This is a genomic window from Burkholderia sp. S-53, assembly GCF_025560745.1.
In the GTDB taxonomy this organism is placed as follows: domain Bacteria; phylum Pseudomonadota; class Gammaproteobacteria; order Burkholderiales; family Burkholderiaceae; genus Burkholderia; species Burkholderia pyrrocinia.
In genome coordinates this window covers 902,305-925,884 of sequence record NZ_CP090482.1, presented here as the reverse complement: position 1 = coordinate 925,884, position 23,580 = coordinate 902,305, and the positions used below count along the sequence as shown (strand labels likewise).

Below are 23,580 nucleotides of genomic sequence, written 5' to 3'. Positions count from 1 at the left end.
ACAGGAGCATCCGATGTCGTCAATTTCGGCGGCACGCCGCCGCCTGCTGCTCGCCGGTGCCGCGGTCGTGTCGGCCCCGTTGGCCGCAAGGGCCGCGTTCGCCGCGCCGGCCGTCAATGCCGATCTCGCCGGCACGACTCTGCGCGTGGCGACCTACAAGGGCGGCTGGCGCGCGCTGCTGCAGGCGGCCGGCCTCGGCGACACGCCTTACCGGATCGAATGGCGCGAGCTGAATAACGGCGTGCTGCACATCGAGGCGCTCAATGCGGATGCGCTCGATATCGGTTCGGGCAGCGAAATTCCGGCGGTGTTCGCGGCGCGCCAGAAGGCCAATGTGCGGTTCATCTCCCGCGCACGCGAAGACCTGAACAACCAGGTCACGCTCGCGCGCAAGGACACGCCGATCCGCGGCATTGCGGAACTGAAGGGCAAGCGCGTCGGCTACGTGCGCGCGACGACGTCGCACTATTTCCTGTATCGCCAGCTTGCGGAAGCGGGCTTGAGCTTCGACGACATCCAGCCGATCAACCTGTCGCCGACCGACGGGTTGTCCGCTTACGATCGCGGCGACATCGACGCGTGGGCGATCTACGGCTACAACGGCCAGCTCGCGCGCAATCGCTACGGCGCGCGCGTGCTGAAGACGGGGAAGGGGTATCTGTCGGGGAATTTTCCCGTCTACGCGAACCCGCGCACGCTCGACGATGCGCGCCGTCGTGCCGCGACGGGCGATCTGCTGCTGCGGTTCCGGCACGCGTATGCGTGGGCGAACGGGCATTTCCGCGACTATGCGCTCGTGCAGAACCGCGAGACGCGCATGCCGGTTGCCGATCTCGTCGCGATGTTCGATCAGCGCAGCGACGACTACGCGCTGCTGCCGGTGACGCCCGACGTGGTGGCGCAGCATCAGCAGGTCGCGGATGTATTTGCTCGCATCGGCGTGCTGGACGGGCCGGCGAATGTCGCGCCGTTCTGGGATACGTCGTTCAATTCGCTGGTTGCAACTGGTTAACGCGGTGCTGCGGGAAGACGCCCGTGCGACTTCGCGGTTTCCAGCCCGACGTCGACTTCGTCGGGCGATCCGGCGCGACCGGATCAGGAGAACGTCGTCGCGACCATGACCCCGAATACCACGCCGAGCGCGATCCCGCAGAGCCGGCCGTAGATCGATGCGCGAACATTGTCGTCGAGCACGAAAGGCGAGCGTTTGTGCTTCCATACCGTGCTGAATGCCACCGGGCGGGTCAGCAGCGCAAAGCATGCGATCAGCACGGGCGTCGCGATGAGCATCGCGATGCGCTGTCCGTTCCAGTCGACGCCGTGCATGGCGAGCGAAACCAGCGCGGCGAGCGGAACCTCGACGCAAAGGCCCAGCAACGAGCCGCTGACGAAGGAATCTCCCGGGGACTGGAACATGATCGGTCCTGGCGTTCGAATGAAATCGGCGCCCGGTTCGAGCACCTGAAGAATAAAAACCACGGCCGATGTCCAAGTCGGTCGGCGGGGTTCGACATCAGTCGGAATGACGGCCGGATGGTAAGGCAAATTGCCGGCCGTTTGTCGGTCATTCAAGCTATTTAACAAATGTTCGGAGTCCCGGCGTATTTTCAGGTCGCATCGGAATATCGCGCCGCGGCAATCATCGGGTAATCGGCTTGCGTACGGTTCAGCGCCGGTCCGCCTGCAAGGATCCGTCGATATTCACTACGATCGAGCGTCCCTTTCTCGACGAACGGGTCAAGCCCTTGAATTGATTCCTGTCGATATCGTATGACGATAATCAATGCATGGGCGTCGCACGCTGTCGAATTCGCGGTGACGCGCGAATGGATGGTGCTGGACATCTGCCTGTCCCATCTGAGCGGCCAGCCTTCGGCACCCTGCGTCCAACTGGAGCACAACGGCGCAACGGTGTTGTTGCAGGCGCCTCACAAACTCAGCCTCGCGACGCAACAGGGCGATCGAATCGCACTGCGCGCGCTCACGCTGCCGGGGCAGGTGTGTCATACCGCGTGGGATATCGTCGTGCGGTACGCGTGACGCCACGATAAATCGGGTTCGCCGCAGCCCCGTGTCGGTCGGAACCCGGACGGAGCACGGGCGTTATCGAGCGTGTCGCATGAGCGCTCGAACGTTGCGCGACAGCCGGGCGCGTCGTGGCCCGACGTGGGCCGCCGCAGTTTCGTCAGCCGGCGAAGATCCGGCGCTGGTAGTCGAGGATCAGGCGATCGATGTCCTGATCGGAGCGCCGCGGCTGGCTTTTCGGCTCGAGCCAGAGCCATCGCATCATCCGGTAACGGGCCTCGACGCACATCAGCCATGCGTCCCAGTCCGACCAGTGTCGCAGCAGCGGGATGTTGCGAATGTCCCGCAGCCCGTCGCGAATCTCGTACACGTGGAAATGCTGGCCGGCGCGCTGACTCAACTCGTCGAACGCGCGTGCGGCCCGCTCCGGGTCGGACAGCAGGAAATCGTGGATTTCGATGATGACGTGGCTGCCCGAGAGCTGTTCCAGCAGCGCGTCGTCGAACAGGTCGAACTCCGCTCCCTCGATATCGCACAGGACAACCCGCTCGGCCGGATCGCCGCCGTGCGCCGACAGGACTGCCGGCAGGTTGCGATCGGCCTGGCCATGGACAGCGACCCGATCCGCCAGCCCCATCTCCGCGGCTCGGTGCTGGATGGCCTGGCGGCGCTGCTCGTCCATCTCGAAACACAGGCTGCGGCCGAAGACGTTGTTGCTGACCAGGCCGATGCCGAAAATCCCGTCGGCGGCCCCCAGATCGACCAGCACCTTGTGGGGCGACCCGAGTGCTTCGAGAATCGCGCAAACGGCGATCTCATAGGTGCCGAGCAGGTAGCCGCCGACCGCGACCTCCGCCCAATGACTGACGCCGATCGGAAACCCGCGAAGGATGCCGTACTGGACGATCGAGCCGGTCTGCTCGCGCAGCAACTGCGACAGATAGTGCAGACGAAGATTCGCGGCCTGAAGCGAGCTTTGGCTGAAGTACTGCGCGTGGTCCATTTTTCTCGTTCTCTCCGGATGAGGAAGCGCGTCGGAAAACGCGGCGAAGGCGGGGCGCCTTCCGCGAATGCGACACGCGTTGCCCTGCATGGAACGAGAATATAACGCCTTGTCGACGTCATGGCGTACGTGAGCCATGGATTGGCGTCTGGCCGCCGGCCGGTCACGCGCGCCCCATGATCCGGGTGCCGAGCGAGATGCCGAATTCGGACAGCGAAGCGTTGGTCGCGAGCTGAAGGGCTTCCCAGCGCGACAGCGCGGTGTCGAACGTGGGGCCGCGCACGACGCCGCGCAGCGCCTCGGCGAGACCGACCGCGTTCTCCGCCGCTTTCGCGACGCCTGCGGCCGTGTGCGGCCGGACGAGGCAGGCCGCATCGCCGAGCAACACCGCGCGCCCGAAAACCATGCGGTCGACCGCGAGATCGAGGATCGCCTGCGCGAACGGCGAGTGCGTCGCATCGACGAGCGCGGCGAGCGTCGGGGCAAGCATGCGGCGGCCGGCGTCCACGAGTTCGCGCCGGTTGTCGTCCCGCATCGCGCCGGGCGGCAGCGAACCGTCGCGCTGCGTACCGTCCTGCGCCAGGAACAGCGACGGCACGCGATCCTGCGCGAGCCGCCGATACCAGACCCAGTTCACGCGGCGTTTGCCCGGTTCGATCGCGCCGTCGCGGCCGGGTACCAGATAGGTCAGGAACAGATGCGCGTCGCCTTGCTGAAACGTGAAGCGGTTGCGCAGTACCTGCAGCACCGTGTCGGGAAGCAGGTGCTCGTCGACGAGCCCGCGCCACGCGACATAACCCGCGTACGCGGGCCGCGCGTCGGGAAGCAGTTGCGCGCGGACGTTCGAGCGGCCGCCGTCGGCGCCGACCAGCAGGTCGGCCTGCTCGACGCGGCCGTCCGCGAAATGCGCGATCACCCGGTCGCCTTCCTGCGCGAACCGCTCGAACGATACGCCGGCATGCACGACGCCGGCGGGCAGCGCGCGCTTCAGCGCCGTATAGATCACGCTCCACGCGGTCTGCGTTTGCGGCATGTAAAGGCGTTGCACGATCCGGTCGTGCTCGTCGAGATAGATCCGGTCGATGGAATCGACGCCCGCATCGCGTGGCACGGGCACGCCGCCGAACGTGAAGGCGCGTTCGATCGGCGCTTGCAGCACGATGCCGCCGCCGCGGCTGTCGAGGTCGTTCGGCGATTGCTCGAAGACCTTGACGCGCCATCCGGCCGCCCGCAGCGCGGTCGCGGCGAACAGTCCGCCCACCGATCCGCCGATCACGACCGCGAGCGGTCCCGAAACGTCGCTCATGATGCGTTCCTCCCGAGGATTCGTTGCGTGCGCATCGATTCAGCCTTCCCAGTGCTTCAGGAAGTCGAGCAGCAGCGCGTTCACGCGCTCCGGCTGTTCCTCTTGCGGCAGGTGCCCGCACTGCGCGATCGGCTCGGCACGCAGGTTCGTGGCCATGCCTTCCCACACGGATTTCATGTCGAACATCTTGCCGACCGCATGGAAATCCTCGCCCCAGAGGGCCATCGTCGGGCAGCCGATCCGGACGTCCGCATCGACGAGATCCTGCTTCACATCCTCGGCGTTCGCGCGATAGTCGGCCAGTGCGCCGCGCACGGCGCCCGGGCGTCGATACGCGCGCACGTAGGTGTCGAACGCGTCGCCGGAGATCGCGTGCGGGTTGTAGCACCAGTCGGAGAAGAAATGGCTCAGCCACTCGGCTTCCTTGCCGGCGATCAACGCCTCGGGAAGGTCCGGCACCTGGTGGAACAGGAAGAACCAGTACGCGCGCGCCGTTTGCGCGGTCATGTTCTGCGCGACGATGCGCGTCGGCACGTTGTCCATCACGACGAGCCGGTCGACGCGCTCGGGGAAGTCTTTCGAAAAACGCGTCGCGACGCGTGCGCCGCGATCATGCCCGACGAGCGCGATGCGGCCGATGCCGAGCGCATCGAGCAGCCCGGCGAGGTCGCGCGCCATGTTGCGTTTGTCGTACCCGGCGGCCGGCTTGTCGGTTTCGCCGTAGCCGCGCAGATCGGGTGCGATCACGCGGTAGCGCTGCGCCAGCGCGGGGATCTGGAAGCGCCACGCGAAGCTGGTTTCCGGGAAGCCATGCAGCAGGACGACGACGGGCCCGCTGCCGGCATCGATGTAGTGCTGGCGGATGCCGTTCGCGGTGACGGTGTGATGGGCGATCGAAGGCGTGGCGTTGGTCATGCGGCGGTCCCGGTTCGGTTCGGCCTGCGCGCAAAAGGCGCGGCTGCGAATGCCTATCGAGGATAGGTGAAGCGCGCGGCGCGCCGGATGAATTGTTCTGAATTCGTCCGCTTGCGCGCGCGCCCGCCGCCCGCCGCCGCGTTACGCGCGCCGGCGGCGCCGGGTGGTCGCGCCCGACCCGAGCTGCTTCAGCGCGGCGGGCGTGCCGTTCAGGAACGCGTCGATCAGCCGCTCGATTTCGGTGTCGAGATCGTCGGGCACCGGCAGGCCGTAGACCCACTTGCGGACGCCGAGATAGAAGATGCTCGCGTGCAGGCTCCAGACCAGTTCGATTTCCGCATTGCGCTGGGCCTCCGTCGCCGGCGTGGCGATGTCGTATTCGTGCCGCAGCTCGCGCAACACCGGCAGGAATACGCGTTCGCGCAGCCGCGACAGGTAGCGCGTGTTGAAACCTTCGCGGCTGAGCCCGGCGAAGATGAAGGTGCGGATCCATTCGCGCCGCAGGATGGTTTGCGCGTAGGCGCGATAGAACGCGACGAGCCGGTCGTGCAGCGAGACGGTGCGATCGGCGATCAGTTTTTCCCAGTCGGGATTCCACGTGTAGATCTCGTCGTACACGCGATCGATCAGCGCTTCCTTGCTCGGAAAGTACCGGTACAGCAGCGGCTGGGTGACACCGATCTGCCGCGCGAGCTCGCGCGTGCTGCCGGAAAAGCCGTGCGTCGCGAAGTGCTCGATCGCCTTCTCGACGATCTGCCGCTCGCGCGCCTCCGGCGCGAGCCGGCGGCCCGGCGTGACGGCGTTGCCGTCGGCGTCGGTCCCGGGCTCGCGGGCCGGCGTGCTGCGTTTTCTTTCGGTCATTCGTCGGCTCCTGATGGCGCGCATGCCTAAACTATCGATCGAAAAATAACACGATCGGGGCCTCGAAGACGGTTTGCGGCGCGGTTTGTGTTGCGGCGCGGGATGTCCTGCATCGAATCGGGCCGGCAGCCCCGTCCTGCGCGCGAGCGGCGCATTCAGAAAAATTCAGGCCGCCGCCATGACATTAAGGCTTTCCTTAACTAGTCTAGCTCTCGAGCCGACGCATGGGCCGGACGCCAGTCGGCAAGCCGGACCGGTCGGCGCAACCGGAGCGGAACATGCGTTATCTGATCTCGCCGCGCGCATGCATGATGGTCGCCGGCGCAGTCGACACCTTCCAGGAAGCCGGGTCATGCCCTCGCAGCCAGTAACCGCGGGCGCCGCAGCAGCGCCCGATCACGTGCGCGGCGAGGACGTGTTTCTCGCGTCGATCGCGGGTTATGTCGACACGCTCGGCTTCGTCGCGCTGTTCGGCCTGTTCACCGCGCACGTCACCGGCAACTTCATCCTGATCGGCTCGGGGCTGGCCGGCGTCGGGCAAGGGCTCATGATCAAGTGGCTCGCGTTTCCGGCCTTCATCGCCGGCATCGTCGGCGCGCGCGTGCTCGATCACCGGATGCGTTCGCTGGGCCATGGCGTGCGCGCACGTTCGCTGTATGCGCTGCAGGCCGTGCTGCTGGCCGGATTCATGCTGGCCGGCGTGATGGCGTCGCCGATCGCCGACGCCGATGCGCCGAGGACGATCCTGTGCGGCCTGCTCGGCGCCGCGGCGATGGGTGTCCAGAACGCGCACGGCCGGCTGACGGCCCGTTCGGTCGTCGCCAATACGGTGATGACGGGCAACGTCACGCAGGCGGTGATCGATGCATTCGACTGGCTCGTGCCGCTCGCCGCTCCTGCCGAACGGGACGCCGCGCGCGTGCGGCTGCGGCGCACGCTGCCGCCGGTCGCTGGTTTTGCGCTCGGGGCCGGCGCGGGGGCCGCGGCCTATCTGTTCGCCGCTTTCTGGGCGCTCGCGCTGCCGCTCGCGGCGCTGGGCTTCCTCGCCTATCAATCCGGTCGGCCCGACGCGCGGCCGACGTCACGCTGAATGCAAGCGCAGCGTGCCGCTGCGCTTGCCACTTTCAAGGAGAATTCGATGATTGCATTGAAATTGCAGCAGGTACTGCGGATGACGGCCGCGTCGACGGCCGTACTCGGCGCGTTGCTGGCGACCGCGCCGGCCCATGCCGACGAGACGCGCCTGCTCGAGACCTCGTCCGCGAAGGTGCCGGCCGTCGCGGTCGGCCCGCAATACGACACGACGCACGTGTGCGTCGCACCGGAAGATTTCGACCGCTTCACCGACAGCTTCGTCGCGACGTTCGGCGGCAAGAAGTCGCAGCAGGGCGTGTTCCAGGTCACGCCGACGCCGAGCCAGACGATGTCGCAACTCGTGCTGACGCCGGTCGGCACGGTCTCGGTGTTTGGCTTCAAGACGCCGATTCCGTATCCGTTCTGTGCGGAGCGCACCGGCTATCTCGTCACCGACATGGACGTCGCGGTGAAGTCGGCGCGCGCGCATGGCGCGGACGTGATCGTCGACACGTTCCCCGACCCGATCGGCCGCGACGCGATCGTCCGCTGGCCGGGCGGCGTGAACATGCAGCTGTACTGGCACACGCAGGCGCCGAAGTACGACCCGCTGCAGACGGTGCCTGAAAACCGCGTGTACGTGTCGCCGGAAAGCGCGAGCAAGCTGGCGCACGACTTCGTCGCGTTCTCGCGCGGCAAGATCGTGTCCGACGTGCGCAAGGCGCCGGGCGTCGAGATCGGCCGGCCGAACGACACGTATCGCCGCATCCGCATCGAGTCGGGTTTCGGCAAGATGACGGTGCTCGCAACGGACGGCCATCTGCCTTACCCGTTCGGCCGCGAGATGACCGGCTACGAAGTGCCGGACCTGGCCGCGACGCTGAAGCAGGCGCAGGCCGCGGGCGTGACCGTGCTGGTGCCGACGTTCACGTCGGACGGGCGCGATGCCGCGCTCGTGCAGTTCCCGGGCGGCTACGTCGCCGAGATCCACGCGCGGTCGAAATGATGGGCCGCCGGCGGATGGGACGAGCATGGCGGCGTGTGCTGCCGGCCGCCGTGCTGGCGGGCGGCGTCGCGACGTACGCCGGTACGGCGGCCGGTGCCGAGGAATCCGCGGCGCCGGCCTCGACCACGACCGCCGGCACGTCGTGCACGGCCAAGCGGCCGACCGTGCTGTTCAACCGCTGGCAGGAAGACTGGTCGGTGCTCGCGAATCCATGCGTGCCGCGCAAGCCGCTCGATGCGCTGAAGTACATCCCGCTGGGCGCCGACCCGTCGACCTACCTGTCGCTCGGCGCGAACCTGCGCGAGCGCTTCGAGCTGAACAACGCGCCGCTGTTCGGGCTCGGCGCCGCGCATGACGACAATTACGTGATCCAGCGCGCGACGGTGCATGCGGACCTGCGTTATGCCGGTCATTTCCAGGCGTTCGTCCAGTTCGTCGATGCGCGGCCGTTCGGCAAGGACACGGTCGGGTCCGTCGACAAGGACCAGCTCGATATCGAGCAGGCGTTCGTCGCGTATGTCGACCAGATCGGCGGCGGCACGTTCAAGACCCGCATCGGCCGGCAGGAGATGGCCTTCGACTTGCAGCGGTTCGTGTCGGTGCGGGACGGGCCGAACGTGCGTCAGGCGTTCGACGCGCTGTGGGCGGATTACGAAATCGGCAAATGGCGGCTGATCGGTTATGTGACGCGCCCGGTGCAGTATCGCAACGACGCGGTGTTCGACGACGTGTCGAACCGGCACCTGAGATTCGACGGCGTGCGCATCGAGCGCAACGGCACGGGCCCCGGCGATCTGTCGGGCTACTGGTCGCGCTATACGCGCGACAACGCGCGTTATCTCGCCGGAGCCGGGAACGAGCGGCGCGACGTATTCGACATGCGCTACGCGGGCAAATCCGGCCGGCTCGACTGGGACGTCGAGGCAATGCTGCAGACCGGGCATATCGGGCAGGACACGATCGGCGCGTGGGCATTCGGCGCGCTGGGCGGCTATACGTTCGCGAAGACGCCGGGCACGCCGCGCATCGGCATCCAGGTCGACGGCGCGTCGGGCGACAGGCATCCGGGCGACGGGCGCATGGGCACCTTCAACCCGCTGTTCCCGAACGGCTATTACTTCACGCTCGCCGGCTATACCGGCTACAGCAACCTGATTCACGTGAAGCCGTCGCTGACGTTCAAGCCCGCCAGCAACGTGACGGTGCTGACCGCGGTCGGTTTCCAGTGGCGCGACACGACGGCCGACGCGATCTACGGGCAAGGGATGTCGGCGGTACCGGGCACGGCCGGCAAGGGCGGTTCGTATACGGGGATGTATGCACAGGCCCGCGTGGACTGGCTCGTCGATGCGAACGTCGCGCTGGCCGTCGAGGCCGTGCACTTCCAGGTCGCCGATTCGATTCGCGCGCTCGGTGCGCGCAATGCCGACTATGTCGGCGTGGAAGCGAAGTTCGGCTGGTAATGCGGCGTAGCGCAGCGCGACGCGGCGCGCGGCTCAGGGCTGCGCGCGCGCCAGCGTTTCGACGAAATCGATGAACGCGGTCACGCGTTTCGAGCCGCGCTGCGTCGGCAGGTAGAGCGCGGTGACCACCGAGCGCGCCGTGCCGGGCGTCACGTCGTATTGTTCGAAGAGCCGGCGCAGGCGGCCCGACTGGACGTCCGCATCGACCAGCCAGTCGGGCAGCAGCGCGATGCCGGCGCCGTCGAGCGCAGCATCGCGCAACACTTCGCTGTGGTTCGATTTCAGTCGCCCGGCGACAAGCACCTGCGTCGTGCCGTGCGCATCGACGAACGACCACGCCTGCTGGTCGCCGCCGAAGTGAAAGCGCAGGCATGCGTGGTCGACCAGCTCGCCCGGCGCCGCCGGCGTGCCGTGCGCGGCGAGGTAGTCGTGGCTCGCGACGACATAGCGCTGGAACGTACCGAGCGGTCGCGCGACGACTTCCGCGGACGGCGCCGCTTCGCCGAGCCGGATCGCGACATCGATGCGGCCGGCGACGAGATCGACGCGTTCGTCGGTGAGCTGCAGGTCGAGGTCGAGCTTCGGATAGCGCGCGAGGAAGGCCGCGACGTGCGGCGCGATGCGGCGCACGCCGTACGCGACCGGCACCGACACGCGCAGCGGCCCGGACGGTTCTTCGCCGCGATCGGCGACCAGCGCGTCGGCTTCGGCGAGTTCCTCGAGCAGCCGCTTCGCGCGGGAGTAGTACACGGAGCCGGCATCGGACAGCGTGACCTGGCGCGTCGTGCGGTTCAGCAGCACGGTGCCGAGCGACGCTTCAAGTGCATCCACCGCGCGCACCACTGACGACGCCGCGAGTTCGAGACGGCGCCCCGCGCTCGAGAAGCCGCCGGCTTCCGCTACTTCGACGAACGCGCGCAGCGCGGAGAATTTGTCCATGTCGTCGCCTTTGTGCCTTCGTGCCTTTGTGCGTGTCGCATCGATGCGTTGCGTGCCGCTGGCATTCTATCGCCGGCGCGCAAGCGCTATCTTCTGGACTGCAATGTACAGGAGATGACGATGAAACCCCTCGAAGTAACCGTGACCTACGACCTCATCTGCCCGTGGTGCTGGATCGCGGAGCACCGGCTCGCCGACGCGATCGACGCGGCCGGGCTGGGTGGCAACGTGAATGTCCGGTTCGTGCCGTTCGAACTGAACCCGACGATGCCGGCCGGCGGCATCGACCGCAAGGCGTACCGGAGCGCGAAGTTCGGCAGTTGGGCGCGCTCGCAGGCACTCGACGCGCATGTGGTCGAAGCCGGCCGCGCGGCGGGCCTCGTGTTCGACCATGCGCGGATCGCGCGCACGCCGAACACGCGGCTTGCCCACCGGCTCGTGTGGTTCGCCCAGCAACGCGACAGCGCGGTTGCACTCGTCGATGCGCTGTTCGCCGCGTATTTCCGCGACGGCCGCGATATCGGCGATGCGGACGTGCTGGCCGAGATTGCGACGGGCGCCGGTTTGCAGGGCGACGCGGTGTGTGCGTTCCTCGCGTCCGGCGAAGGTCTCGACGCAGTGGTCGCGCTCGAAGCGGAAGCGGTGCGTGAAGGCGTTGCTTCGGTGCCGTCGACGCGCATCGGCACGTTGGTCGTCAGTGGCGCGCAGCCGGCCGCCGTGTTTCGCAATGCATTGATCGACGCGCAGCGCGCGCTCGACCAAATCGCCTGAATCCGGGCCGGCGCCGCCGGGGCACGGCTTTCAGAACGACTCACGTCCCGCTCAGGATTATTGCGAACCCGGCCGGTAAGCTCGGTGTCGTGCGCACCTCGCCGGCCGGACCGGCAAGCCGGCGCGCAACGTCGCAACGTCGCTACGCAACCGGGAAACGGACATGAAGAACCTGAACTGGCGCACGCGCGCGGCGCGCTCGCGCGGCATGCTGCTCGTCGCGTGGTGCGTCGGCATCCTCGCATCGGTCGCGTTTGCCGCCGAGCCGGGCGGCGGGAACCAGGCCCCCGGATTCTATCGGCAGAAGCTCGGCGACCTGCAGATCGTCGCGCTGTCCGACGGCACGCATGCGTTCCCGATCGATACGGTGTTCCGCGATGTGTCGAAGGACGAAATCCGGCGCGATCTCGATCGCGCGTTTCTCGAGCCGCCCGTGCAGGGGTCGATCAACGCATTCCTGGTCGATACCGGCTCGAAGCGGATCCTCGTCGACAGCGGTGCCGGCGTGCTGTACGGCGACTGCTGCGGCAAGCTGCTCGCGAACCTGCGTGCGGCAGGCTATGCGCCGGAGCAGATCGACGAAGTGCTGCTCACGCACCTGCACAAGGATCACGTCGGCGGCATCGTGTCGAACGGCAGGATGACCTTTCCGAATGCGACGGTTCGCGTGAACGAGATCGAGGCGAACTACTGGCTCGATCCGGACAACAAGGCCCAGGCGCCGGCGTTCCTCGCGTCGTTCTTCGATGCGGCCGCCGCGTCGGTCGCGCCGTACGTCGCGGCCGGCCGCTTCAGGACGTTTCGCGGCGAAGCGGCGCTCGCGCCCGGCATCCGCGCGGTGCCGATGCCCGGCCATACGCCGGGCCATACGGCCTACCTGATCGAGAGCGGCAACGCGGGGCTGCTCGCATGGGGCGACATCGTGCACGTCGCGGCGATCCAGTTGCAGGATCCGGACGCGACCGTCCAGTACGACAGCGATGCCGACGCGGCGCGACGCACCCGGCGCGACACGTTCAAGCGCGTCGCGGACAAGCGTTACCTGGTCGGTGCCGCGCATATCGCGTTTCCCGGGCTCGGGCATTTGCGCAGGGACGGGGAGCAATACGACTGGGTGCCGGTCAATTACGACACGACGCCACTTCGATGAGCGGCGAGCGGTGCGCGCCATGACGCGCGCGCCGCGCGCGTAGCGGTGGCTCCAGCTGCGTCAGCGGGCCAGTTCGCGCCGCCATGCGCCGGGCGGATGACCGACGATGCGCGCGAACACGCGGTTCAGATGGCTCTGGTCCGCGAAGCCGCAGACGGCCGCGATTTCCGCAAGCGTCATGTCGGTCGTCTCGATCAGTTGCCGCGCGCGGATCACGCGCTGTTCGAGCAGCCATTGGTGCGGCGTGCGTCCCGTCGTGCGCGAGAACGCACGGATGAAATAGCCGCGCGACAGATCGCATTCGCTCGCGACTTCCTCGATCGATACGCCGAGATCCGCCTTTTCCATCAGCAGCTCTTTCGCGAGCGCCGTCTTGGCCGGCGACAGCAGGCCCTTGCGCTGCAGGTCGCGTGCGCTCGTGTTGCCGTACTGGCGCGCGAGATGCGTGCCGATCGCGAGCCCCATCTGCTCGACGAACAGCGTATTCAGCGCGCCGGGCCCGTCGAGGCTGTCGGCGACCGCGTGCGCGAGATGGCCGAGCACCGTGTCCTGCACGTCGGGCGCGCAGGTCAGGCCGCCGATTTCCGTACCGTCGTGCTCGCGGCCGAGGTCGTCGAGATATGCGTGCGACAGCTCGACCAGCAGGAAGTCGAACTTGCCGTACAGGTCGGCGCGGAAATTCCGGGAAAAGTCGCGAATGTAGATCGAGTTGTGCTGGAAGCGCCGCTCGGAACGGGACTGGCCGGCCCCGCCGTAGATCGTGCGCCGGTGCCCGCCGTTGAGCGACACGCCGATCAGGAAACCGCGATCGCTGGCCGCCATCTCGATGCGCTCGAATTGCTCGTCGCGCATGCACTTGCGATGGAGCTTCAGGCCGCCGACCGACCTTTCAATATCCTTGGACAGCAGGCTCGACAGGCATCCGAGCGTGTCTTTCGGTGGCGCCGCAGGTGGCGCGACGAGGGGATCTGGCATGGCGGAACAATCCTTCGATGGGGGGCGGTGCGCGAGCGTTTTGACGCGAAGTTTATACGGTGCGCCCGACCTGCCCAAGTTAACTTGAATAATTGTCCACTTGCTGACGAATTGCTTGCGTTCGACCGACTCGCGCTGCGCCGGCCCTGGCGGGCACGCGAACGCGCTGTCGCGGTCGATGTTGCCCCATTTTCAATCGTCCGGCGCGCGTTCGCAGGCGGGCCGGGGCGGAACAGGGCAGCGCATTTTCCTTCAAGATTTTTGTTTATACGGCGTTTACACTCGGCCCACTTTTTGAGATTTGCGCCCGGCCTGCAGGGCTGGCCGGGTGCGCACTCCCGCCCCGGTGAACTGCCGTGTTCACATGGCGGTCATCGTGGGGAACCTGGAGGCGGCCATGATCCAGATCGGGACGTTGTCGGTGGATTTCGAGCAGCGGGACATTCGCTGCCACGGCGCGTCGTTGCGTATTGGCGCACGCGCGCTTGACATACTGGAAGTGCTGCATCGCGCCAATGGTTCCGTCGTGTCGAAGGACGACATCATGGATGCCGTCTGGCCGGGCCTGATCGTCGAGGAGAACCGGCTGCAGGTCCATGTCGCGACGTTGCGCAAGGCGCTGGGCGCGAACCGCGACCTGATCAAGACGGTGCCGGGCCGTGGCTACCTGCTGATCGCGAATCCCGCCGTCGCACACGAGGTCGCGCCGCGCGCGGCCGCGTTGCCGGCCGACGCCGTCGCGGCGGCCCGTCCTGTTCCGCTGGTCGGACGTCAGGCCGAGATCGAGCAGATCGTCGACATGATCGAACGTGCGCCGGTCGTCACGCTGGTCGGTGCGGGCGGCATCGGCAAGACGAGCCTGGCCGACCGGGTCGCGCACGAGCTGCGCGGCCGGACCGGCGAGCGCGTGCTGTTCGTCGCGCTGGCGAGTGCCGCGACGCGCGACGACGTGCTGCTCGCGATTGCCGCGGAACTCGGACTCGAGACGGACGGCTTGCCGGGCCTCGACCGGATCGGCGATGCGTTCGCCGCGTCGCCGGGCCTGCTCGTGCTCGACAACGCGGAGCACGTCGTCGATCTGGTTGCCGACCTCGTCGATACGTTGACGTCGCGCGCCGCATCGCTGCGCGTGCTCGTGACGAGCCGCGAGCCGCTGCATATCTCGGTCGAAGCCGTGTTTCGCGTGAGCCCGCTGGCGGTGCCGGCGGGCGGTGCATCCGTCGACGAGATCGTGCGCCATTCGGCCGTCGAGCTGTTTCTGACGCGGATCCGCGCCGCCACGCCCGACTGCGCGGTCGATCCGGCCGGCATCAGGCTGATCGGCGACATCTGCCGGCGTCTCGACGGGCTGCCGCTGGCGATCGAACTGGCTGCCGCGCGCGTCGCGACGCTCGGGCTCGAGATCGTCGCGTCGCGTCTCGACGACCGGCTGAACCTGCTGACGGGCGGACTGCGCTCGGCGCTGCCGCGCCACCAGACGTTGCGGGCGACGTTCGACTGGAGCTACGTGCTGCTGGATGCGGCCGCGCGGTCGCTGTTTCGCCGGATGGCGTGCTTCATCGGCCCGTTTACGTTCGATGCCGCCCGCGAGATCGCGATGGAACCCGGCATGTCGGCCGCCGACATGATCGCGGTGCTCGGCGAACTGGTTGCGAAGTCGCTGGTGACCGTCGAGTTCGACGGCGCGCAGGCGCGCTACCGGTTGACGGAATCGACGCGTGCGTATGCGCTCGAAAAGCTGCACAACGAGGGCGAATTCGACGCCATCGCCGAGCGTCATGCGTGCTACGAGCGCGAGCAGGGAGAAGCGCGGATGCAGACGCAGGCACAAGCCGCGGACCTCGCGAGCCTGCGTCTCGCCACGGACGCACCGGCGCCGCGCGCGCCCGTGGCGGCCGAGCCGCAGGCGCTGGAAGCGGACGCGCTGGCGTTCGCGTTGCTGGAGCCGGCGCGCATGCGCGAATGTTCGATGACGGCGAGACGGGCGCTCGACGCGATCGAGTCCGACGGGGCCGCGGTCGTCGACGCGGCGCGCGAGATGCGCTTGCGCGCGGCCTATGCGGCGGCGCTGCTGCATACCGATGGCGATACGCATACGGCCGCCGCGATGTGGGACAGGACGCTCGGTCTTGCGGGCCGGATCGGCGACGAGGCGTTCGATGCGCGCGCGCTGGTCGGGCTGTGGAACACGATGCTGACGCGCTCCGACATCCATGAATCGTTGCGCTACGCGACGCGCTTCGAGCGCGCCGCCGAGCGGCGGGGCGACCGGTCGCAGCGACTGCTGGCGAACGCGATGGTCGCGACCTCGCTGCATTACTTCGGCGAGCACGCGCAGGCGCGCGAGCGGCTGGAGGCGGCGATGGCCGATCTGGCCGAGGTCGGCGAACCGTCGTGCGCGGAGGCGGCGCTGGGCATCGACGTCGCGACGCTTGGCCGGACGATGCTGACGCGGCTCGTGTGGATGCAGGGCGATCCGGAATATGCGATGCGACTGGCTGCGCAGGCGGTCGAATGCGCGCGCCGCGCCGGGTCGGGGCTGGCGTTGTGCGTCGTGCTCGGCGCCGCAGCCGTACCGATTGCATTGCGCTATGGCGATCACGACGTGATTTCCGACTATCTCGGCACGCTGCGATCGACCGCCGACGCGAACGGGTTCGACATCTGGCTCAGCCACGCGGAATGTCTGGCCGGGCAGTTCGACATGCAGGCCGGGCACCCCGGCGCCGGTCTCGCGCGGCTCGAGCCCGCGCTGCGGCGCATCGAAACGAGCGGATTCCGGCGCGTGCTCGCGCCGCTGACCGTCGCGTACGCGGAAGGACTGACGCGCACGGGCCGCGCGGCCGAGGCCTGCACGAAGCTCGACGCGACGCTCGCGCGCTGCCGCGCGCACGGCGAGCATCTGTTCGTGCCCGAACTGTTGCGCGCCCGGGGGCTCGCGATGCTCGAACAGGCCCGCAGCGCCGATGCGGACGTCGCGATCGCCTGCGAAGCCGACGGACACCGTCATCTGCTGATGGGGATCCATACCGCGAACGGGCAAGGGGCCGCGATGTGGGCGCTGCGCGGCACGCTCGATCTCGCCGATCACCTGATCGAGCGCGGGCGCACCGCGCAGGCTTCGTCGCTGGTAGCGAATCTGTCGGGGCATTTCGACCCGCAATCGCGCGCGTTCGATGTGCGCCGGCTGGCACGCGTGCAGAACTTCGTTCGCCCGGAGACGACACCGTCGACGTCCCGTACGCGCATGCGGCACGAGACGGCGGATGCGATGCAGCAGGTGGCGTAGCGGCACGCCCGGCCCGCGCAGGACGCCGCCGCGCCATCGCGCCGCGGCCTGCCGGGCCGATCGATCAACGTTCAAGGGGAAGTGGATGGTCCGTGTATCGTCAATCCGGGTGCATGCCGCGTGCGGCCGTATGCCGGCTTTCGGCGCAAGCGGGAGGCACGACAGTGCTTAAGGCGACGGAACCCGCCGAAGCGGCGGACCTCATCGTATGCAACGGCAAGATCGCGACGCAGGACGACCGGCAGTCGTTCGTGACCGCGCTCGCGGTGAAGGACGGCCGGATCCTCGCGGCCGGCAGCGGGCACGACGTGATGCGCCATGCGCGCGCCGACACGCTGCGCATCGACCTGAACGGCCGCACCGTGATCCCGGGGCTGAACGATTCGCACCTGCACATGATTCGCGGCGGCCTGAATTTCAACCTGGAACTGCGCTGGGACGGCGTGCCGACGCTGGCCGATGCGCTCGCGATGCTGCGTCGCCAGGTGCTGCGCACGCCTGCGCCGCAGTGGGTGCGCGTGGTCGGCGGCTGGACCGAATTCCAGTTCGCGGAAAAGCGCGGGCCGACGGTGGCCGAACTCAACGCGATCGCGCCCGACACGCCGGTCTTCATCATGCACCTGGGCGACAGCGCGCTCCTGAACGCGGCCGCGCTGCGCGCGATCGGCTATGGCCGCGACACGTCCGATCCGCCCGGCGGCGAGATCCAGCGCGATCGCCTCGGCAGGCCGACCGGCATGCTGATCGCGCGACCGGACATGGCCGTCCTGCACACGGCGCTCGAGAAGGGCCCGAAGCTCGGCCACGACGACCAGATGAATTCGATGCGGCATTTCATGCGCGAACTGAACCGTCTCGGCGTGACGAGCGCGATCGACGCGGGCGGCGATTTCCAGGCCTATCCGGACGACAATGGCGCGATCCTGGCGCTCGCCAAGCGCGGCGAACTGACGGTGCGCATCGCATACAGCCTGTTCGTGCAGCATCCCGGACGCGAACTCGACGACTACGCGCGCTGGGTGACGCTGGCGAAGCCCGGCGACGGCGACGCGTTCCTGCGGATGAACGGCGCCGGCGAACTGCTGGTGTACTCCGCCGCCGATTTCGGGAATTTTCTCGAACCGCGCCCCGATCTGCCCGCAGCGCTCGAGGCCGAACTGGCCGCGGTGGTGCGGCTGCTGGTGCGGCACCGCTGGCCGTTCCGGCTGCACGCGACCTACGACGAATCGATCGGCCGCTTCCTGAACGTGCTCGAAGCCGTGAACCGCGACATGCCGTTCGACGGGCTGCGCTGGTTCTTCGATCATTGCGAGACGGTTTCGGATGCGAACATCGCACGCATCGCCGCGCTCGGCGGCGGTGTGACGGTCCAGCACCGGATGGCCTTCCAGGGCGAGTACTTCATTGCGCGCTACGGCGCCGACGCGGCCACGCGCACGCCGCCGATCCGCGCGATGCTGGCGGCCGGGCTGCCGGTCGGCGCGGGCACCGATGCGACGCGCATCGCGAGCTACAACCCGTTCGTGTCGCTGTACTGGATGGTGTCCGGGCGCACCGTCGGCGGCACGGCGCTCTATCCCGAACGCAACCGGCTCAGCAGGATGGAAGCGCTGCGCCGCTACACGGTCGGCAGCGCATGGTTCTCGAACGAGGACGACCGCAAGGGCGCGCTGGTGCCCGGCCAGTATGCGGATTTCGCGGTGCTGACGGACGACTACTTCACGATCGACGAACCCCTGATCAAATCCTTGTCGTCGGTGCTGACGGTCGTCGACGGCAAGGTCGTGCATGCGGACGACGAGTTCGCGCCGCTCGCGCCGCCGCCGCTGCCGGTCAGCCCCGCGTGGTCGCCGGTGGCCGAATTCGGCGGTGTCGGCGGAATCGGCCAGCGTCGTCCGGCCGCGTCGGCGCAGCCGCGCGCGGCGGCGGCAGACGGCCCGGACGCCGGTTCCGCACGCGCTCACCGGCGTCGTTTCGTGCAGCGCCTTCATGCGGCCGCGATGGAGGCTGTCGAGCAGTGCGAAGCATCCGGCTACCCCGGTTTCGCCTGTTAGGTTGACGCTGTTTCAACGGGCATGTCGGCACGCGTCGTGCCGCGCGGCGACATGCATGGACAATTTTTCGCCCCCGGCGCGGGGCAGAAGGAGACGAGATGAGTACTGCGCACACCTGCGCACGGGTCGATGACGAAGTCGCCGGCGTCCGCATTCCCCGGACGCCGATGGCGATCGAGGCCGCCGACGCGGCATGCGCGTCGCTACCGCAGGTGATCACCGATCACGCTTGCCGGGTGTTCGTGCTCGCGTCGCTGGCCGCGCGCCGCGCAGGCGAGACCTGCGATGCCGATGCGCTGTACGTGGCCGCGATGTACGCGAACATGGGCTTGAGCACCGCGTACGGCCGCTCGACCGAGCGCTACGAACTCGACAGCGCCGATGCCGCCGACGCGTTCCTGCTGCGTCACCAGACGTCGCAGTGCATGCGCGACGACGTGTGGCGCGCGATCGCGCTGCATACGACGCCCGGCGTGGCCGCGCGCGTGTCGCCGCTCGCGCGCGTGCTGGCGTCCGCCGTATCGACCGACCTGATGGCCACCGACTTCGACGCGTATTCGGCCGACGAGCGGCGGGCGCTGCTCGCCGCGTACCCGCGCGGCGACGGGTTCAGCGACGCGTTCCTCGACGCGATCGCGCGCGGCGTCGCGCACCGGCCGGCGTCGACGTTCGGCACGTGGAGCGCCGACGTGCTCGAGCGCGCCGATCCGGATTTTCACCGGCCGAATTTTTGCGGACGCGTGCTGGGCGCGCGCTGGAAAGGCGCCTGACGGCATCCGTGCGGAACGACCCGCCGGCTTCGGCGGCAGTCGGAGCAGCCCGCCGGTCATGCCGTCGGGCTGCCGCCGGTGCGGCGTTCAGGCGTTCCGGCCCGCCGCGTCGTGACGCGCATAATCGACGTATCCCGCGCGGTCGCCGCCATACCAGCCGACCGCCTTCGGCGCGGCAAGCGGCGCATTCGTCGCGAGGCGTTCGACGAGATCGGGGTTGGCGATGTACGCGCGCGCGAACGCGACGAGATCCGCGTCGCCCGCATCGATCAGCGCATTCGCGGCCTCCGGCGCAATGCCGCCGTTGACGATCAGCGTGCCGCCGAAGGCCTTGCGCGTGTTCTCGACGATGCGCGGCAGGTCGGGCTCGCCGCTCCAGCCGTTGGTGTCCGCCGCGTGCAGATAGGCGACGCCGGCTTCGTCGAGCATGCGGCCGACGTACGCGTACGTCGCATCCGGATCGGCGTCGCGCACGTTGTTGTACTTCGCGTACGGCGAGATGCGCACGCCCACGCGGTCGAGCGGCATCACGCCGCCGACCGCGTCGACGATTTCCTCGAGGAAGCGCGTGCGGTTCGCGACCGAGCCGCCGTAACGGTCGTCGCGGCGGTTCAGCGTCGACGACAGGAACTGGTGCGGCAGGTAGCCGTTGGCTGCGTGGATCTCGACGCCGTCGAAGCCGGCCGCCATCGCGCGGACGGCCGCCTGGCGGAATTCGTCGACCGTCCCGGCGACTTCGTCCGTCGTCATCGCACGCGACGGCGTCGCGTGGATCTTCGTGTAATAGCCGTTCTGCAACTGCGCCCACACCTGCAACTGCTCGAGATCGTCGTTGACGCCGGACGGCGACAGCGACGCGGCGCCGCCGAGCAGCGTCAGCGAGCTGACCCGGCCGCCGTGCCACAACTGCGCGAAGATGCGGCCGCCGTTCGCATGGACCGCGTCCGTGATCTGCTTCCAGCCGACCGCCTGCTGGTCGGTGACGAGCCCCGGCGTCAGTTCGAACGATGCGGAGGCCGGGCTGACGTTGGTCGCTTCGGTGACGATCAGGCCGGCGGATGCGCGCTGTGCGTAGTATTCGGCCATGAGTTCGGTCGGCTGGCCGCGCGACGGCGCACGCGAACGCGTCATCGGCCCCATCACGACACGGTTGGGAAGCGGCAGGCCGCGCAGGTCGTAGTGGCTGAGCAGGGAAGACATGATGGATTCCTTTGGCGTGGAGCAGGGCGGCGCCGCGTATGGTCCGGCGGGCCCTGCGGAAAGTTCGGGTGTGACGCGGGTGACGTGCCGGCAGCGTTCCGGCGGCGTTCCGGCGCGCGAACGGCCCGGGCGGGCGTCGCGCGTGAACCGGTGCCGGCGCCGGTTCAGGTCCGTGCGTGGCGTTCCGCGTGCGGACGCCCGATCACGAGGTAGTGAGCAAGCGCAACGATCGGGAACGCGCCGGCGACCGCGGCGACGAGCGGCCAGCCGCCATGCTCGTACAGCGGGCTCGCGAGCGCGGAGCCGACGGCGCCGCCGACGAAGATGCTGGTCATGTACAGCGCGTTCAGGCGGTTGCGGCTCGCCGCATGCAGCGCGTAGATCTCGCGCTGGCCGAGCACCATGTTCATCTGCACCGCGAAATCGAGCACGATGCCGGTGACCACGAGGCCATACAGGCCGGCGCCGTGGATCAGCGCGACCGCGTACGACAGCGTGCCGGCAACCAGCGAGATCAGCGTCGCCCGCACGGTATGGCCGGCATCCGCGAGGCGGCCGGCGACCGGCGCCGACGTCGCGCCGATCGCACCGACGAGCGCGAACAGGCCGATGGCGGTTTGCGACAGCCCGTAGTGACGCGTCAGCTCGACCGGCACGGCGGTCCAGAACAGGCTGAACGACGCGAACATCAGGCCCTGGTAGAACGCGCGATGGCGCAGCACCGGCATCGTGCGGACCAGATGCAGCAGCGAGCCGATCAGTTCGAAGTAGGTTGCGCGGTGATCGGGCTGGCGCGACGGGATCGTCAGCGCGAGCACGGCCGTCACGAGCGTCATCAGCACGGCGGCGGCAGCGAACACGAAGCGCCAGCCGAACGCGTCGGCCACCACGCTCGACAGCGGGCGTGCGAGCAGGATGCCGAGCAGCAGCCCGCTCATGATCGTGCCGACCACGCGGCCGCGCGAATGATCCGGCGCGAGGTGCGCGGCGAGCGGCACCAGGATCTGCACGGCGACCGAGCTGAAGCCGACCAGCAGCGAGATCGCGAGGAACAGCCCGGGCGTCTGCACGACCGCGGCCGCCGCGAGGCTCGCGATCGACACGACGGCCGTGACGATCATCAGCTTGCGGTTCTCGAGCAGGTCGCCGAGCGGCACGATGAAGAACAGGCCGAGCGCGTAGCCGATCTGCGTCAGCGACACGATCAGGCTCGCGGTTTCGCCGGACATGTGCAGGCTGGGCGCGATGAGTTCGGTGATCGGTTGCGCGTAATACAGGTTCGCGACGATCGCGCCGCAACTGAACGCGAACAGCAGGATGAGGCCCTGCGTGAGCTTCGTCGCGTGCCCGTGGGCCGCGACCGGGGTGGATTCTGCTGACATGGTCGACTCCTTGGAAAGAGATGTCGGGTGCCCGTTCGTCGGGCGGGCGTTACGATTGCCGTCGCGGCGAAACGGAAGCCGCCGCATTGCCGTCAAGATTATTGATCGATCGATAAAAAGGGAATACGCCTGGCGCGCAATCGAGCATTGCGCGCCGCGCAAAGCGGCCGGACCGTGCGCGGGTTCATGCGCACGCGCCGAGGCTGGCCGACGCGAAGCGGCCGGCGGCGAAGGGCGGACTGAGGGCATCGAAAACCGCCTGGACGGACGGTGCGGCGGTCGCGATCGTCATGATGCGCCTCTCGAAACGGGCTTCCGGCGCGGATATCGCGGATCGCGAAGCCCGATGAGGCCAGTCTGGATCGAGCCGACTGAATAGTCTTAAACCGCGTCTTAAATCACTTGTTTCATGCGGTGCGCGCGGCGGCACGACGCGCCGGCTTCAGCTGCGCTTGCCCTGCAGCGTCGGAATCTGCGCGAACAGCCCCGCGAGCCAGTCGACGAAGACCTTCAGCTTGACGGGCGTATGGCGATTGGGCGGATAAAGGATCGAGATCGGCCGCGGCGGCGTGTTGAAATCGGTCAGCACCTCACGCAGGCGCCCCGACTGCAGATACGGCTCGACCAGGTACAGCGAGGTCTTGATCAGGCCGATGCCTGCGACGCCGCACGCGATGTAGGTGTCGGCGTCGTTGACCGCGACCGTGCCGCACATCTGGATGATCCGCGTTTCGCCGTCGACGACGTAATCCCAGGGCCGGGGCCGGCCCGTATCGGCCGAGATGTGGCTGACCGCGATGTGCTGCGCGAGATCGTCCACCGTTTCGGGCGCGCCGCATCGTTCGAGATACGCGGGGGCCGCGCACGTGCAGGTGGTCAGGCTGCCGATCCGTTTCGCGACCAGTCCCGAATCGTCGAGCGCGCCGATCCGCACGACGCAATCGACACCCTCGCCGACGAGGTCGATCTGGCGATCGGTCACGCCGAGTTCGACCATGATGCCCGGATGGGCAGCGAGAAATTCGGGCAGCGCGGGCACCATGATCTGCTTCGCCATGGCCGGCGGCAGGTTCACTTTCAGACGGCCGCGCGGCACGTTGCGCGCCTGCGAGACGGCCGCTTCCATGTCGTCGATTTCGCGCAGCACGCCGACGCAGCGTTCGTAATAGGCCTGCCCGTCCTCGGTCAGTGAAATCCGGCGGGTCGTGCGGTTCAGCAGCCGGCAGCCGAGATGCTGTTCGAGCGTGCTCAGCAGCGCGGACACGCGCGGCGTCGTGAGTCCGGTCGTGTCCGACGCGCGCGTGAAGCTGCCCGTCTCGACGATGCGCGTAAATACGCGCATCGAAAGCAAGGTATCCATCGTTCAGAGCTCTCCAGCCTGTTTGTTGCCCGCGCCT

The 23,580-nt window shown here is 68.2% G+C and carries 21 protein-coding genes; 10 read left to right on the top strand and 11 right to left on the bottom strand.

Annotation, left to right across the window (positions count from 1 at the left end; all coding sequences use genetic code 11):
• Positions 1–13 precede the first annotated feature (13 nt).
• Positions 14–1,012 carry an ABC transporter substrate-binding protein gene (locus tag LXM88_RS03785; RefSeq protein WP_262530588.1) on the top strand — a complete coding sequence of 333 codons (999 nt, stop codon included), beginning with the start codon at positions 14–16 and terminating at the stop codon, positions 1,010–1,012.
• An 83-nt stretch (positions 1,013–1,095) separates the two neighbouring features.
• Here the strand turns inward: LXM88_RS03785 and LXM88_RS03780 are convergent, their stop codons facing one another.
• Both LXM88_RS03780 and LXM88_RS03775 read right to left on the bottom strand, forming a co-directional pair.
• A complete protein-coding gene (locus LXM88_RS03780; RefSeq protein WP_262530587.1) occupies positions 1,096–1,572 on the bottom strand; it encodes a hypothetical protein in 477 nt (158 codons plus the stop codon).
• Between the two features lie 35 nt (positions 1,573–1,607).
• Positions 1,608–1,844, bottom strand: a complete 237-nt coding sequence (locus LXM88_RS03775) for a hypothetical protein (RefSeq protein ID WP_262530586.1) — start codon at positions 1,842–1,844, stop codon at positions 1,608–1,610.
• On the opposite strand from LXM88_RS03775, the gene LXM88_RS03770 reads away from it, so the two are divergent.
• The gene (locus LXM88_RS03770; RefSeq protein ID WP_262530585.1) at positions 1,831–2,040 is read left to right on the top strand and encodes a hypothetical protein; all 210 of its coding nucleotides are present in this window, start codon (positions 1,831–1,833) and stop codon (positions 2,038–2,040) included. The two genes, LXM88_RS03775 and LXM88_RS03770, sit on opposite strands and share 14 nt — an antisense overlap.
• A gap of 145 nt (positions 2,041–2,185) precedes the next feature.
• Here the strand turns inward: LXM88_RS03770 and LXM88_RS03765 are convergent, their stop codons facing one another.
• The 4 genes from LXM88_RS03765 to LXM88_RS03750 form a co-directional block, all read right to left on the bottom strand.
• Positions 2,186–3,028 (bottom strand): hypothetical protein, encoded by an 843-nt coding sequence (locus LXM88_RS03765; protein WP_262530584.1) that lies wholly within the window; start codon positions 3,026–3,028, stop codon positions 2,186–2,188.
• A 163-nt stretch (positions 3,029–3,191) separates the two neighbouring features.
• Complete coding sequence (locus tag LXM88_RS03760) at positions 3,192–4,334, bottom strand: FAD binding domain-containing protein (RefSeq protein ID WP_262530583.1); 1,143 nt, start codon at positions 4,332–4,334, stop codon at positions 3,192–3,194.
• Between the two features lie 39 nt (positions 4,335–4,373).
• Positions 4,374–5,249, bottom strand: coding sequence for an alpha/beta fold hydrolase (locus LXM88_RS03755; protein WP_262530582.1), 876 nt, complete (start codon positions 5,247–5,249; stop codon positions 4,374–4,376).
• Positions 5,250–5,390: 141 nt separating this feature from the next.
• On the bottom strand, positions 5,391–6,110 hold the full coding sequence (locus LXM88_RS03750) for a TetR/AcrR family transcriptional regulator (protein ID WP_262530581.1): 720 nt from the start codon (positions 6,108–6,110) through the stop codon (positions 5,391–5,393).
• Positions 6,111–6,462: 352 nt separating this feature from the next.
• Between LXM88_RS03750 and LXM88_RS03745 the strand changes: the two genes are divergently transcribed.
• Genes LXM88_RS03745 through LXM88_RS03735 form a run of 3 tightly spaced genes read left to right on the top strand, consistent with a single transcriptional unit; the run spans position 6,463 to position 9,653 of the window.
• Entirely contained in the window at positions 6,463–7,200 is a 738-nt protein-coding gene (locus LXM88_RS03745; protein WP_262530580.1) for a YoaK family protein, read from the top strand.
• 48 nt (positions 7,201–7,248) lie between these two features.
• Complete coding sequence (locus LXM88_RS03740) at positions 7,249–8,190, top strand: VOC family protein (protein ID WP_262530579.1); 942 nt, start codon at positions 7,249–7,251, stop codon at positions 8,188–8,190.
• Positions 8,190–9,653, top strand: a complete 1,464-nt coding sequence (locus tag LXM88_RS03735; protein ID WP_262531636.1) for an alginate export family protein — start codon at positions 8,190–8,192, stop codon at positions 9,651–9,653. Before LXM88_RS03740 ends, LXM88_RS03735 begins: the two co-directional genes overlap by 1 nt.
• A gap of 33 nt (positions 9,654–9,686) precedes the next feature.
• Here LXM88_RS03735 and LXM88_RS03730 read toward each other — a convergent pair whose 3' ends face one another.
• Complete coding sequence (locus LXM88_RS03730) at positions 9,687–10,592, bottom strand: LysR family transcriptional regulator (RefSeq protein ID WP_262530578.1); 906 nt, start codon at positions 10,590–10,592, stop codon at positions 9,687–9,689.
• A gap of 120 nt (positions 10,593–10,712) precedes the next feature.
• Between LXM88_RS03730 and LXM88_RS03725 the strand changes: the two genes are divergently transcribed.
• Both LXM88_RS03725 and LXM88_RS03720 read left to right on the top strand, forming a co-directional pair.
• Complete coding sequence (locus LXM88_RS03725; protein WP_262530577.1) at positions 10,713–11,363, top strand: DsbA family oxidoreductase; 651 nt, start codon at positions 10,713–10,715, stop codon at positions 11,361–11,363.
• 208 nt (positions 11,364–11,571) lie between these two features.
• Positions 11,572–12,513, top strand: a complete 942-nt coding sequence (locus LXM88_RS03720) for an MBL fold metallo-hydrolase (protein ID WP_412524098.1) — start codon at positions 11,572–11,574, stop codon at positions 12,511–12,513.
• A 60-nt stretch (positions 12,514–12,573) separates the two neighbouring features.
• On the opposite strand, the gene LXM88_RS03715 is transcribed toward LXM88_RS03720, so the two are convergent.
• Positions 12,574–13,488: a helix-turn-helix domain-containing protein gene (locus tag LXM88_RS03715; protein WP_262530575.1), complete on the bottom strand. Its 915-nt coding sequence runs from the start codon at positions 13,486–13,488 to the stop codon at positions 12,574–12,576.
• Positions 13,489–13,885: 397 nt separating this feature from the next.
• Here LXM88_RS03715 and LXM88_RS03710 point away from each other — a divergent pair, with 397 nt between their 5' ends.
• The 3 genes from LXM88_RS03710 (at position 13,886) to LXM88_RS03700 (ending at position 19,601) form a co-directional block, all read left to right on the top strand.
• Positions 13,886–16,777, top strand: coding sequence for an ATP-binding protein (locus LXM88_RS03710; RefSeq protein WP_262530574.1), 2,892 nt, complete (start codon positions 13,886–13,888; stop codon positions 16,775–16,777).
• Between the two features lie 164 nt (positions 16,778–16,941).
• Positions 16,942–18,831, top strand: a complete 1,890-nt coding sequence (locus LXM88_RS03705) for an amidohydrolase (RefSeq protein WP_262530573.1) — start codon at positions 16,942–16,944, stop codon at positions 18,829–18,831.
• Between the two features lie 98 nt (positions 18,832–18,929).
• A complete protein-coding gene (locus LXM88_RS03700; RefSeq protein ID WP_262530572.1) occupies positions 18,930–19,601 on the top strand; it encodes a phosphohydrolase in 672 nt (223 codons plus the stop codon).
• A gap of 87 nt (positions 19,602–19,688) precedes the next feature.
• On the opposite strand, the gene LXM88_RS03695 is transcribed toward LXM88_RS03700, so the two are convergent.
• The 3 genes from LXM88_RS03695 to LXM88_RS03685 form a co-directional block, all read right to left on the bottom strand.
• The gene (locus LXM88_RS03695; RefSeq protein ID WP_262530571.1) at positions 19,689–20,801 is read right to left on the bottom strand and encodes an alkene reductase; all 1,113 of its coding nucleotides are present in this window, start codon (positions 20,799–20,801) and stop codon (positions 19,689–19,691) included.
• Positions 20,802–20,965: 164 nt separating this feature from the next.
• A complete protein-coding gene (locus LXM88_RS03690) occupies positions 20,966–22,183 on the bottom strand; it encodes an MFS transporter (protein ID WP_262530570.1) in 1,218 nt (405 codons plus the stop codon).
• 442 nt (positions 22,184–22,625) lie between these two features.
• A complete protein-coding gene (locus LXM88_RS03685; RefSeq protein WP_262530569.1) occupies positions 22,626–23,543 on the bottom strand; it encodes a LysR family transcriptional regulator in 918 nt (305 codons plus the stop codon).
• Positions 23,544–23,580: the final 37 nt, after the last annotated feature.